The organism is Serratia aquatilis (assembly GCF_044865145.1).
Classification (GTDB): Bacteria; Pseudomonadota; Gammaproteobacteria; order Enterobacterales; family Enterobacteriaceae; genus Chania; species Chania aquatilis.
Genome location: NZ_CP173186.1, coordinates 2,552,399 through 2,564,977 on the forward strand (window position 1 = coordinate 2,552,399; position 12,579 = coordinate 2,564,977).

Below are 12,579 nucleotides of genomic sequence, written 5' to 3' on the forward strand. Positions count from 1 at the left end.
GCCTATCAGTTTTAACCGGAGTAAACGCTAATCACCCGCAGCTAAAGCGTCCAGAGCATCGCGGATAGCCGTCACCGAAAGTGCCCGGTTGTCTGCTCGATAACGGTCTTTTGCCGCCGGTGCAGAACTTTGCACGGCAATCAGCCGCCAACCCTCGGCGGTTTTCAGCAATAGCGGGGAGCCGCTGTCGCCTGGCAGGGTATCACACTGGTGCGAAAGCACTCCCTTTTGCGCCCAACCGGTCACTTTGCAATCAGGATGACCGTAAAGATCGTTCAGATGGTCTTCCGGGTAGCCTGCCTGTGTAATCAAGCGTTTTGCCTGCTTCAGCACCTGCGTCAACGTTTTACTGTCGCCTTGCCACAATGGCAGCGGCTTAATGTCCGCAACTTTATTATCCTTCAAGCGGATTAATGCAAAGTCGTACGCAGCTGCGGCGGGGGGAACGATCCAACTGTCGCCATCGGGTTTAAGCTTCTTGCCTAATGATTTATCGACCAGCGTTTCGATATTTTCTGTCTGATATTTCCAGCTTTTGTTACCGGAAATAAAGCGCAACGCCACGGCCTTATCAATATTGCCGGGCGGAGCCAGCACGCAGTGGCCCGCAGTGAGTGCCAGATGGGGGGAAATCAGTGTAGCCGTACACAGGTTGCCACTGGCGGTTTCTACCTGCCCAATTGCTTGCCAGGGCCAAATGTCGGTTTCGGAAACTTTGATGCGATCATCCTTACCGAAAAACAGGCGGGTTTGTTCTGCTGAGGACATATCAGACGGGGTATCAGCGTGTGCAGCCAAAGAAAAGCCTAAAGTGAATGAGCAAAAAAACAGCAAAACGGGAATGCGCATAGGTATATTGCCTGAAAAATACGAATCTTCCATAAACACACTGAATACTAACTATAAACTGATTTAGCAGCCGTGTGGATGTTCGAACATTGATTTTTCGTTAATTTTCTGACGCAACACCATCAGAAGGCTAAATATAAAAGAAGATAGCGATAAGCCCACAAAAGATCAGGGTGCCAAGAATGATTTCAAACAGATAACGGTTTAGCATAGACAACCCCCGACCAAAAAACACCCGGCAGACCGGGTGTTGGACAAAACTTACCAGAACAGGTGAGGGGGCCTCACGCTGGTTTGCTATCAAGCAGCTGGTGCTGCTGCTTTTTTGTGATGCTTTTTAGCTGCCTGGGCTTTTTGCTCAGTGGTTTTCTTCGCATGATGTTTCTTCATATGCGTGGTTTTAGCTGGAGCAGCCTGGGTGGTTGCATCAGAAGCTACAGGGGCAGCAGTTTCGGCAGCGAATGCAACAGAAGAAAGACCCATTGCAGCGGCAACAATCAGAGCTAATACTTTTTTCATCATTGATTCCTCAGATTTCTGTTGGTATTTCAACCCCCTGTGGGGCCTTTGTAAGGATCTTATGCAAAGTTTGCAATGCTTTCCGTGAGTGATTGGTTTCGGCTTGTAACCTAATGTACAAGCAGTACACCTGCTAATAACGGCTAGCAGAAAGGGTTGGCAAACAGGGCTAATAAGCTGGAAATATCAATTATCGAAGGTGGGGCGAAAACAGCCTTGATCAGATATTGATGACGAGGTGTTTAATGTCATTTTAGTTACAACATACATATGCCATTAAAATACAAATAACCTTAGCAACGGTGTTATATACAGGGCGTAACAGGAAAAATAGGGCGCGGAGTCACCCGTGCCCTAGAGGGGAATAGCGTTTAGAGATAACGATTTTCCAAGTGCTGCCGGAAATAGCGCGGATTCAGGGTTTCACCGGTAGCATTGGTAATCAAGGTCTCTGTTGAATAACGGCTACCATGACGCCAGATATTCTGCTGCAGCCATTGGAATAATCCACTCAGGTCACCTGCCGCAATAGCCTGATTCAAGTTTGGCAATGCATTACTTGCGCTATGGAAGAGTTGTGCGGCGTACATGGCTCCTACTGTATAGGTCGGGAAATAGCCAAACGCACCATCCGTCCAGTGAATATCCTGCATGCAACCATTCCGGTAATTATCAGTGGTATCCAACCCAAGGTAGCTGAGCATTTTCTCATTCCATAAGGCTGGAATGTCTTCTACTTCAATCTCACCTTCGATTAACGCGCGTTCGATTTCATAACGAAGTATCACGTGGGCAGGGTAGCTAACCTCATCAGCATCGACACGAATGAGGCCCGGTTTTACGCGCTGATTCAGGCGGATGAAGTTGCCTTCCGCCAATGCAGGCTGTTCACCAAACTGGTTGACGATCAGTGGACGTATGATCTTCAGAAAATCGGCGCTGCGTGCCAACTGCATTTCGAAAAACAGGCTTTGCGATTCGTGGATAGCCGTTGAACGCGCCAACGCAACGGGTTGATCTAGCCATTCTCGTGGCAGGTTCTGTTCGTAACGTGCGTGGCCGGTTTCATGGATAATACCGAGCAGGGCGGTGAGAAACTCTTTCTCGTTATAGCGTGTTGTGATGCGCACATCTTCAGGAACACCGCCACAGAATGGATGAGCACTGACGTCAACTCGGCCACCGTCAAAGTTAAAGCCAAGCATCGCCATGACGCTGAGACCGAGTTTGCGCTGGCTATCGACATCAAAGGGGCCTTGTGGAATAAGGCAGGGCTCTTGTTGCTGCTTGGCGACCACTTTTTGCAACAGATCGGGTAACCAGGTTTTCAGATCGCCAAAAATTCGATCCAGATCGCTGCTGCGCATGCCGGGTTCATACAGGTTCAGCAAAGCATCGTAACGGCTACAACCCAAAGCGTTAGCGCGTATCTGCGCTTCTTCACGGCTCAGTTTAACTACTTCACGCAGATTAACGCTAAAACCACGCCAATCGTTAGCCGGGCGCTGAGTGCGCCACGCGTGTTCACAACGTGCCCCTGCGAGTGATTTAGCCTCGACCAGTGAGTCGGGTACTAGCACTGCGTTGTCATACTGGCGGCGCATTTCCCGCAGGTTGGCCCGGTCTATCTCCTCTAGCGTTTCCTGCTGTGCACGGTCAAGCAGTTCGCCAGTGTTCCTATCAGTTAAAATCTGGTGCCTCAGGACACTTAATTCTGCCAGAGCTTCAGAGCGTGCTTTATTTCCTCCTGGTGGCATCATGGTTTGCATATCCCAACCGCTAATGGCTGAGAGGTGATCAAAACGTGAAAGACGGGTGAAGAGCCGGTGTAGCTCTTGATAGGCAGACGAATACTGTGTTGACGTCATCATACAACTCCATAATGGCTCCCTTGGTTCCACTGGCTACAACGCAAAACCTAGGGATTATTTCGGATAGGATCGCTAATATCGGTTAGCTTTTTACATCCTGGGCAAACTTAACCGGCCAACAGAAACGGAAACTGGCACCGCCCAGTGAGCTGGCTTCCACATAAACATTACCCTGATAGGCTACTGCAATAGAGTGCACTATGGCTAACCCCAACCCGCAGCCGCCAGTGGCACGATCCCGGCTTGGGTCGAGACGAACGAAGGGCTCAAAAACCCGCTCACGCTCATCGGGTGGAATGCCTGGGCCGTCATCCTCCACTTGCAGACATGCGCCGTTGCCATCAAACCATAAGCCAATACGCAGACGTCGTTCACAATAACGCAGCGCATTGTTGACCAGATTGTCCAACACGCGCTCCATTAAGCGCAGGTCAACCCCACCAAAGTCACCCTCATGGGGAATATTCAGTTCGATATCCCGTTCCGGATGGATCAGTCGCAGATCGGCCACCTTGTCATGCAACCAGGTTGGTAAGTCGATAGGCTCTATGTTCAGCGCAACCTGCGGACGATCCAAGCGCGCGTAGGTTAACAACTCATCTATCAGGGACTCCAGTTGGCCGATATCACGGTTAATGGCCAACTGTTCGCTCTCGGAAAGATTATCAGTCATGGCCAACCGATAGCGCAGACGAACCAAGGGTGTACGAAGTTCATGTGCGATGCCGTCTATTAACTGCTTTTTACTGATAATCAGCGTGTTGATATTGTCCGCCATCTGGTTGAAAGCGACGCCAAGCCTGCTGAGGCTCGATGTCGGTTCAAACGAGGTCCGCTCTTCAAGATGGCCAGCACCCAGCCGTTGGGCAGCATTTTCCAGTTTCAATAAATCCTGCCAGTGTGGCCGCATCCACAGGAAAACGGGTAAAGCCAAAGAGAGACCGATAAATATCAGTAACACCAGATCCAGGATCCGCATTTGGTGCAGGTAAAATAGGTAAGGTATTGGGCCTACCACTAATACATAGTGGCTACGTGGAATACGCTGCATAAAGGTATAACGATCGTCCAGCGCTATGATTTCCCCCAAACGCAGCCGTCTTTCAAGATCTTCACTCAGGTTTTGTTTTCCAAGAGGCTCAATATGCAGTTGGAAGGAGAGGTTTAAATCCAGTGTAGCGATGGTTTTGTTCCAATCCTTTAACGGAGTCTCCCGCAGTTCACTGCGCATCAGATACAGTGAACTCTTCATCAGATCGTCCATTGACTGCCGCCCGGCTCGCTCGGCGGTGACTTTGTAGACCAGGCCAACCAACATAGCCATTACCAGAAAGCAGACAAATAGCAGCAGAAAAAATTGAACGAACAGTTTTCTCATTGTTGCACCGGGGCCCAGGCATTAGGTGCAAAAAGATAACCTTTGTTACGCACGGTCTTGATACGGAAAGGTTCCAAAGCGTTGTCATACAGCTTACGGCGTAGGCGGGATATGGCGACATCGATACTGCGATCCATGCCGTCATAGCTGACCCCACGCAGGCTTTTCAGTAATGCCTCCCGATCCATGATTTGCCCGGCGTGGGTTGCCAACTCCCATAGCAGATCGAAATCGGAGGTAGAAAGGGTAATAATCTCTTCCCCTAGCGTGACCTGGCGGTTGACTGGATCGATACACAGCAAACCAAAGTGCATCGCATTGCGCTGAGTAATTGACTGTGCCTGTTCTTCTTTCGGCTGGCTGCTGTGTTGGCGCAGGTGTAAACGCAGACGAGCCAACAGAACGGCGGGAGGGGTAGTTTTCAGAATGTAGTCATGCGCACCCATTTCCAATGACAGAATATGATTCATATCACTGTCCAGAGAAGTGAGTAACACGATAGGCCCTGGATACACAGGGCGTAAATCGCGACACAGCGTCATGCCATCTTTACCAGGCAACATGATATCGAGCAATACCAAGTCAGGCTGTTCGCGTTCAATGCAGGCCTGAGCCGTATCACCCCGCGGTTCGATGATAACGTCAATATCGTGTTTGCCCAGATAAGCCGCAATCAGTTTGCCAACTTCTGGGTCGTCTTCTACAAAAACAATTTTAGTCATTTTAGCTAGTTTTATTCGAAAAACGGTACTCAGCATAACGCGCTAATCGGCGTAGTACCATGCACAATATTCAACGCAATGGTCGCCCGCCATCAACGGCGTGGGTTCGCCCGGTGACATAGCGGCTGTTCATGAGGTACTCCACCAGATTGACAATTTCACCCTCACCGGGTGCGATCTTCATCAGTGATTTCTCTAGCGCACGCTGGCGATACTCTTCATCGTCGCCCGGGTTGAACATGATCAGTGCAGGTGCAATCGCATTGACCTTGACCTCGGGAGCCAGTTTACGCGCAAAAGAGCGGGTCATATTATCCAGCGCAGCTTTACTGGCGGCGTAGGCAATGTGTTTATCACTGCCTTTTTCTACCACGTAATCCGTAATATGAATAATATCGGCACCAGCATGCCCTTGACCAAGCAAGCAAGGTTCCAGTAACTGGTTGAACAGGTAAGGGGTATAAACATGGATTTGCAGCATAGCTGCCATCACTTGCTCAGGAGGAACGGTATCTGACTCTGCCAGCCACGCACTGGCGTTATGGATCACGGCACGTAATTTTGGGGCAACCTGCTTAACCTGCTCGGCAAAACGGTAGATACCCTCGTGCGTAGAAAAATCCCCTTGCAGACAGGTAGCGCCCAATCTTTTCAGTTCTGCCAATGCGGGGTAATCGCTGCGATAGGCAATGATTACCGGGATGCTACGTTGCAAAAACGATATGGCCAGTGCCAGTCCAATCCGGCGTGCGCCGCCGGTAATCAAAACGGGTGCCGAGTCATGATAAACCATCGAGTGAAGCTCCTGGAGCAGCCAGTAAACATTAGCGTAATTATGCCATTATACTCTAGAAAGCGATTAACGCCTCCCACGATGCCCCAGTTCAATCCTGATATTAACCATTCACACTGGGTTATCTAGGCAGTGTCCCTTAACTGTCCGTGGTGCCGTCGCAGACCCAAAGGCCCGTTCTCTGTGTTGTCGGGCAGCCTAGCTCAACATAAACCAGCCCGCAGGAATAGTTGCCGCCAACAGCAGGCAAATTGCCACCTTCTCCATATTTTGCAGGAAACTGACTTCTTCATTTCCCCGGCGTGCATACATGAATACCACTAATCCAGGGGCATACAACAATACCGACATCAGCAAATGTGTTAAACCTGCTGCATAGAGTAACCAGAGCCCGTACAAGCATGCACCGGTAGCGGCGAAGATTAATCGCGGGTCCTGACGCTTGCGGGCAATTTGAAACAGAAATGCACCTACCAGAAAATAGGGCACCAGGATCATCTCTGAGGCAATGGTCAACAGCGAGTTATAGTTGCTACCGGTCAGCCAGATAATCACCAGGGCAATCTGCACGGCACTGTTGGTTAGCCATAATGAGGCGGAAGGGGCATGGTTTTTGTTCTGTTTGCATAATATCTTCGGGAATGCCCCATGCTGAGCCGCTAGCAAGGGCACTTCTGCGGCCATAATGGTCCAGCTCAAGTAGGCTCCGCAAACTGAAATAATCAGACCGGCCGCAATGATCACATTGCCCCAGGGGCCAATCAGATCCACCATCAGCACGGCCATTGACGGATTGCGCATTTCTGCCAGCTCACTGCGTGGAACCACGCCCAGAGAGAGCAAGGTGACAACCTGGTAAACGGCTAAAGCCGAAATCACCGCCAGCATAGTTGCACGGCCAACATCCTGTTTGTGCCGGGCTCGTGCTGAAACCACCACCGCGCCTTCAACGCCAATAAACACCCAGAGGGTGATCAGCATAGTATCTTTAACCTGTTGCCAAACAGGGGTGCCAAGCGCAATACCGTGGAAATCCAGGGTAAACACCTGCAGTTTGAAGGCGAAGGCGGCCAACACGGCAAACAAACCCAATGGGAGCAATTTGGCCAGGGTAGCTACCAGATTGATACTTGCTGCGGTTTGCACTCCCCGCAATACCAGCGCATGTACGAACCACAGCAACAAGGATTCGCCGATCAATGCTTGCCAGGTGTTACCGTCACCGAAGATCACGCTACCGCTACGGTCGGTAAACAGGCTCAGAGCGGCAAAAACAATCACCAGATAAGAGACGTTGGCAATTACTGCGCAAAGCCAGTAGCCCCAGGCTGAACAGAAACCCACCAGCTCGCCAAACCCCTCCCTAGCATAGGTGAAGATACCGCCATCAAGATCAGGACGTAAACGCGTCAATAAAAGCATGGCAAAAGCTAGAAAGAGAATGCCGATACCGGTGATGGCCCAACCAATCAATAATGCCGCCGGGCTGGCTACCTCAGCCATATTTTGCGGCAGGCTGAATACGCCAGCCCCCAGCATTGAACTAAGGACCAGAGCGGTTAACGCGGTAAGACCAAGTTTTCTTTCCAATGGTGATTCCTGCAACAGAATAAACAGCTAAATATACCGGTAAGCGTGGTGAGATCGTAATGATAATCACTGTACTATCAGGCAATAAAGCCAAAAATTGGCACAAATTCTACGGAGTGATACCGGCAGATGCAATGCTTGGTTATGCGGATTAGTTAAAAATTTATTCAGCAAAGACGGGGGTTGATAGCATAAAAAGGGCAGCTCAATAGCTGCCCGATGGTAAACCATGATACGAATATTACTTGAACAGGTCGGCACTAACGGTCAGGTTACCACCACTCTGATTCTGCCACTGACGCGTAACATGATAGTACTTGGCACCCTTAGCTGCTGCGCGTTTGGCCACTTCTTGGGAAACGTCAGTCATGCTGTTGAAGTGACCGGTAAAACTCACCGAATCAAACGGTACCATTTGCGCCGCTGTCACGTTATTCACTTCCTGGATTTTAGTGCCGTCTGGCAGAGTTACAGTGTAACGCTGGCCGGTAGAAGATTGCGTTTCAAAGAAGCGGCCAATGGCACGGCTTGGTGAACCAGAAGAAGCAACGCCAGGGATCTCGACTTTTGCGGCTTCAGCACCACCTGCAGCTAATAAGGCTCTACCTGCTTCAGAATCGGCAGGAACAGCATCCGGGCTCTGCACCACACGTTTAGGCGCATCGGCTTTGTAGATAAATGCGGTAATAAACTGGTTACCGCCCTGGTTGGCATCAACCTGACGTACGATAAAGAACGACGCAGCGCCTTTCTTCTGTGCGGCTTTGCTGATGGAGTCGTTAATGTCTGGCTGGCTGCGGAAGAAACCGCTGACAGTGACAGTATCGTAAGGCTCGAGCAGGAAGGCTTCGTCTTTCGGCAACTCTTTTACGCCGTTCATAACGCGATATTGGGTTTCTTTGCTCACTTCAGGTGCATCTTTATGATAAAGGTCTGCAACGACGCTCCAGTTGCCGCCACTGTTGCCGCTGTTCATATCCTGAATATAGAAGGCGTCGGCACCCAGTTTATCTGCCCGACGTGACACGGCATCAACTGCTTCATATATAGCATTAAAGCGGTCGGTAATGGTAATGCGATCAAACGGCTTGATGGCCGCTGCTTTCTCAGGTGTTAGCTCCTGCGCGGCATGCACAGAAAGCGCAGTGAGTGATAACAAGGCTGATGCGATGATCGTGGTCTTCAGCTTCATAAAAAATCCTTTCGCCAAGCGCAGTAACGTTTGTAACGTGCTGAACAGTGTGAGTGTAATTCAGCGGCAGATTATTACATGTAATCTTGTCCAGTGTCTCAGCATTTTATGTTCTGGGATGAGACAAATTAGCACCGGAACATTTTGCCGAATTAACCAGGCACACAATATAAGTTTCAATAATAAAGCGTTTAATCTCATTAATGCTAGTTATTCACAATTTTCTAACTTTTCATGTCTTACTCCCGCTTTGTGTAGGCGGTTACTGTTCGTACAACCTACAAAATAGTGTCTTGAAAAAGCGCTGTGAGGGAACTTTTCCACATAAATTTGCGATTTGTCATATCCTTAGGTGGGTTTTTATGTAAAAACTGCAGGGTAAGCGTAAGCAATTATGGATCATCGGTCACATTTTCAGTAGGTTATGGAGAGCACCTTAATTTGTCTGCAGGAAAGTCAGTATAAATCTTGCCGACTGGTGTTCTTACTATGGGTATAAAAGATAATAAACATCATCAAAGACAGGTGAGAAGGGAACATTATGCGTATTGGTGTACCAAGAGAACGGTTGGCCAATGAAGCCCGTGTTGCAGCAACGCCGAAAACGGTAGAACAACTGCTGAAACTGGGCTTTACCGTCGCGATAGAGAGCGCTGCGGGTAAACTGGCAAGCTTTGAGGATGCTGCTTATGAAGCCGCAGGGGCGACAATTACCGATACTGCCGATGTGTGGCAATCGGATCTGATCCTTAAGGTTAACGCGCCACAAGAGGACGAAATCGCGTTAATGCGTGAGGGCAGCACGTTAGTCAGCTTTATCTGGCCTGCGCAAAATCCCGAATTGATGGCGAAACTGGCCGCCCGCAACGTGACTGCAATGGCCATGGATTCCGTACCGCGCATTTCGCGTGCTCAATCCCTGGATGCATTGAGTTCAATGGCCAATATCGCAGGTTACCGCGCTATTGTTGAAGCTGCTCATGAGTTTGGCCGCTTCTTTACCGGCCAGATTACTGCAGCAGGTAAAGTACCACCGGCGAAGGTGATGATTATCGGTGCGGGTGTTGCCGGTCTTGCTGCAATCGGTGCGGCGGGCAGTATGGGGGCTATCGTTCGTGCTTTTGATACCCGTCCGGAAGTTAAAGAACAAGTGCAGAGTATGGGCGCCGAATTCCTTGAGTTGGATTTTGAGGAAGAAGCGGGCAGTGGTGATGGCTATGCCAAGGTCATGTCTGAAGCATTTATTAAAGCAGAAATGGCTTTATTTGCTGCTCAGGCACAAGAAGTAGATATCATCGTTACCACCGCCTTGATCCCAGGCAAACCTGCACCGAAGCTGATCACCAAAGAGATGGTAGCTTCGATGAAACCGGGCAGCGTAATTGTTGATCTGGCTGCTCAGACCGGTGGTAACTGTGAGCTGACGGTTGCCGATCAGGTCACGATGACTGAAAACGGCGTGAAGATAATCGGTTATACCGATCTGCCTAGCCGCCTGCCGACACAATCATCACAGCTTTATGGTACCAACCTGGTTAACCTGTTGAAGCTGTTGTCGAAAGAGAAAGACGGTGAAATCAATATCGATTTCGAAGACACCGTGATCCGTGGTGTAACCGTGGTACGCGATGGCGAGATCACCTGGCCTGCGCCACCAATTCAGGTTTCTGCCCAGCCTAAGCAGGCACAATCTGCTGCACCAATTGAAAAAGTAGAAAAGAAACCGACTTCACCGTTGGTTAAGTATGGCCTGATTGCGTTGGCGATCGTGTTGTTCGGTTGGTTTGCCAACTCGGCACCGAAAGAGTTCCTGTCACACTTTACTGTGTTTGCGCTGGCCTGCGTGGTGGGTTACTACGTGGTTTGGAATGTCAGCCATGCACTGCATACCCCGTTGATGTCGGTCACTAATGCGATCTCAGGGATTATTGTGGTCGGTGCGTTGTTGCAGATCGGCCATGGCGGGTGGGTGACTTTCCTCTCCTTTATCGCCGTGCTGATTGCCAGCATCAACATTTTTGGTGGATTCACCGTCACTCAGCGCATGCTGAAGATGTTCCGCAAAAACTAAGGGGTAGCAAAAATGTCTGGTGGATTAGTTACAGCTGCATACATTGTTGCCGCTATTTTGTTCATTTTCAGCCTGGCCGGCCTCTCGCGCCATGAAACGTCTAAGCAAGGTAACCTGTTTGGCGTTGCCGGGATGGCGATTGCGCTGATCGCCACTATCCTCGGGCCGCATTCCGGCAACGTGGGGTGGATCATTATAGCCATGATCATCGGTGGCTCCATTGGTATTTATCTGGCGAAGAAAGTCGAAATGACCGAAATGCCAGAACTGGTAGCGGTGCTGCACAGCTTCGTCGGGCTGGCTGCGGTGTTGGTTGGCTTTAACAGCTATCTGGATCATGGAGAAATTCTGGAGCCGGTGATGGTGAATATCCATCTTACCGAAGTGTTCCTGGGGATCTTCATTGGTGCGGTAACCTTCACCGGTTCTATTGTGGCTTTCGGCAAACTGCGCGGCATTATCTCTTCCAAGCCGCTGACATTGCCACACCGTCACAAACTGAATCTGGCCGCGCTGGTTGTTTCCTTCCTATTGCTGGTGATGTTTGTCCGTACCAGTAGTGTTGGCCTGGAAGTATTTGCACTGTTGATCATGACCGTGATTGCGCTGATTTTCGGCTGGCATCTGGTTGCGTCTATCGGTGGGGCAGATATGCCGGTTGTGGTGTCAATGCTTAACTCTTATTCCGGTTGGGCAGCGGCGGCGGCAGGCTTTATGTTGAACAACGATCTGTTGATCGTAACCGGTGCGTTGGTCGGTTCTTCCGGTGCTATCCTGTCGTATATCATGTGTAAGGCGATGAACCGCTCCTTTATCAGCGTTATTGCCGGTGGTTTTGGTACCGATGGTTCCTCTACCGGTAATGCGGACGAGATGGGGGAATACCGTGAAACCACAGCGGAAGAAGTGGCTGAACAGCTGAAAAACTCAACTTCCGTTATCATCACTCCTGGTTATGGCATGGCGGTTGCTCAGGCGCAATATCCGGTGGCAGAAATCACCGAGAAACTGCGTGCGCGCGGTATCAAGGTGCGTTTCGGTATTCACCCGGTTGCAGGGCGTTTGCCAGGCCACATGAACGTGCTGTTGGCAGAAGCCAAGGTACCTTACGATGTCGTGTTGGAGATGGATGAGATCAACGAAGACTTCCCGGATACCGACACCGTGCTGGTGATTGGTGCTAACGACACCGTGAACCCAGCTGCGCTGGAAGATCCGCGTAGTCCAATCGCTGGTATGCCAGTGCTGGAAGTGTGGAAAGCCCAAAACGTTATCGCCTTCAAACGTTCGATGAATACCGGTTATGCTGGCGTACAGAATCCGCTGTTCTTTAAAGAGAACACCCAAATGCTGTTTGGCGATGCTAAAGACAGCGTGGAAGCTATCTTGCGCGCTCTGTAACCTGCAATAGCTGTAATGATGAAAGCACGGGCCGGTGGTCCGTGTTTTTTTTCGCTGTAAAAATAGCCGTGGCGGCAATATTTGGGTTTAATTTAATAAGATTTGTTTGTTATTTGTGCAATTCAACACATCAGATCACCATACAGGTGAACAATGAGGTATCTTATGTACCGATTTCATCCATTTAACGGAT

Annotated in this window: 10 protein-coding genes; 2 read left to right on the top strand and 8 right to left on the bottom strand. The window is 49.9% G+C overall.

From position 1 onward, the window contains the following. Positions 1-27: 27 nt before the first annotated feature. From SAQUA_RS11490 to ydgH, 8 genes are all read right to left on the bottom strand, one after another. Positions 28-849, bottom strand: a complete 822-nt coding sequence (locus tag SAQUA_RS11490; RefSeq protein ID WP_380673574.1) for a trypsin-like serine peptidase — start codon at positions 847-849, stop codon at positions 28-30. A gap of 300 nt (positions 850-1,149) precedes the next feature. Next, positions 1,150-1,368 (bottom strand): acid resistance repetitive basic protein Asr, encoded by a 219-nt coding sequence (gene asr, locus SAQUA_RS11495; protein WP_380673650.1) that lies wholly within the window; start codon positions 1,366-1,368, stop codon positions 1,150-1,152. Positions 1,369-1,739: 371 nt separating this feature from the next. Beyond that, on the bottom strand, positions 1,740-3,239 hold the full coding sequence (locus SAQUA_RS11500) for a carboxypeptidase M32 (protein WP_380673575.1): 1,500 nt from the start codon (positions 3,237-3,239) through the stop codon (positions 1,740-1,742). Positions 3,240-3,321: 82 nt separating this feature from the next. Further along, complete coding sequence (gene rstB, locus SAQUA_RS11505) at positions 3,322-4,617, bottom strand: two-component system sensor histidine kinase RstB (RefSeq protein ID WP_380673576.1); 1,296 nt, start codon at positions 4,615-4,617, stop codon at positions 3,322-3,324. Then, positions 4,614-5,339 (bottom strand): two-component system response regulator RstA, encoded by a 726-nt coding sequence (gene rstA, locus SAQUA_RS11510; protein WP_380673577.1) that lies wholly within the window; start codon positions 5,337-5,339, stop codon positions 4,614-4,616. Before rstA ends, rstB begins: the two co-directional genes overlap by 4 nt. Before the next feature lie 70 nt (positions 5,340-5,409). Further along, positions 5,410-6,132: a dihydromonapterin reductase gene (folM, locus tag SAQUA_RS11515; RefSeq protein ID WP_380673578.1), complete on the bottom strand. Its 723-nt coding sequence runs from the start codon at positions 6,130-6,132 to the stop codon at positions 5,410-5,412. Between the two features lie 198 nt (positions 6,133-6,330). Beyond that, positions 6,331-7,722, bottom strand: a complete 1,392-nt coding sequence (locus SAQUA_RS11520; protein ID WP_380673579.1) for an amino acid permease — start codon at positions 7,720-7,722, stop codon at positions 6,331-6,333. 241 nt (positions 7,723-7,963) lie between these two features. Continuing rightward, positions 7,964-8,914 (bottom strand): DUF1471 family protein YdgH, encoded by a 951-nt coding sequence (gene ydgH / locus SAQUA_RS11525; RefSeq protein ID WP_380673580.1) that lies wholly within the window; start codon positions 8,912-8,914, stop codon positions 7,964-7,966. A gap of 541 nt (positions 8,915-9,455) precedes the next feature. On the opposite strand from ydgH, the gene pntA reads away from it, so the two are divergent. Together pntA and pntB are read left to right on the top strand one after the other, a co-directional pair. After that, positions 9,456-10,985: a Re/Si-specific NAD(P)(+) transhydrogenase subunit alpha gene (gene pntA, locus SAQUA_RS11530; RefSeq protein WP_380673581.1), complete on the top strand. Its 1,530-nt coding sequence runs from the start codon at positions 9,456-9,458 to the stop codon at positions 10,983-10,985. A 12-nt stretch (positions 10,986-10,997) separates the two neighbouring features. Next, positions 10,998-12,386, top strand: a complete 1,389-nt coding sequence (gene pntB / locus SAQUA_RS11535; protein ID WP_380673582.1) for a Re/Si-specific NAD(P)(+) transhydrogenase subunit beta — start codon at positions 10,998-11,000, stop codon at positions 12,384-12,386. Positions 12,387-12,579: the final 193 nt, after the last annotated feature.